Genomic DNA, 991 nt, shown 5'->3' with positions numbered 1-991 from the left:
GCCCGCACCCGACTGGTGGCCGTGCCCACCACCTCCGGCACCGGAGCCGAGGTCACCCCCTTCGCGGTGATCTCCGACCCGGCCGCCGCCCGCAAGTACCCGCTGGCCGACTACGCCCTGACCCCGAACGTGGCGATCGTCGACCCCGAGCTGACCACGACCCTGCCCCCGGAGGTCACCGCCGACTCCGGCTTCGACGCCCTGACCCACTCCATCGAGGCGTACGTCTCGGTCTACGCCAACGACTACACCGACGGGCTGTGCCTGCAGGCCATCCGGCTGATCTTCGGGAACCTGGAGACCTGCGTGCGCGACGGCGCCCGGCAGCCGGTCGCCCGCGAGCGGATGCACAACGCCGCCACCGTCGCCGGCATGGCCTTCGGCAGCGCCTTCCTCGGCATGGTGCACGCCATGGCGCACACCCTGGGCCACACCTTCGGCATCGCCCACGGCCGCACCAACGCGATCCTGCTGCCGCACGTCATCCGGCACAACGGCGGCGTCCCCACCAAGCTCTCCGCCTGGCCCAAGTACGAGACCTACCGGGCCCCGGAGCGCTACCGGGAGATCGCCCTGGCACTGGGCCTGCCCGCCGCGACCCCGGAGGAGGGGGTGGAGTCCCTCGCCCGCGCGGTGGAGGACCTGCGCGACCGCTGCGGCATCCCGAACTCCTTCCGCGCCGCCGGTGTCCCGGAGGAGGAGTACCTGGCCTCCCTGCCGCAGCAGGCCCGCAACGCCTACGCCGACCAGTGCGCCCCCGCCAACCCGCGGATGCCGATGCTCGGCGAGATGCAGCGGCTGATGCGGCTGGCCTACGAGCCGCCGGTCCGCACCGCCACCGCGTCCGACACCACCCCCGGAACCACCGCCGCCTGACCGGGCGAGGAGCCCGGACCACCCCCGGCGGGGCGTCCCACCGGCCGCCCCGCCGGCATCACCACCCAGAGGTGACCGCCATGAGCGCACGACCCGGAGCCACCACCCCCCGTCC

The 991-nt window shown here is 74.2% G+C and carries 1 protein-coding gene; it reads left to right on the top strand.

All coding sequences use genetic code 11. The features are described from left to right. On the top strand, positions 1–876 hold an 876-nt coding region (locus FOE67_RS26900; protein WP_182667425.1), incomplete at its 5' end, for an iron-containing alcohol dehydrogenase. Between the last annotated feature and the right edge of the window lie 115 nt (positions 877–991).

The sequence above is a fragment of the Streptomyces calidiresistens genome, from assembly GCF_014141525.1.
Lineage (GTDB): Bacteria > Actinomycetota > Actinomycetes > Streptomycetales > Streptomycetaceae > Streptomyces > Streptomyces calidiresistens.
This window is presented reverse-complemented; position numbering and strand designations above follow the sequence as displayed.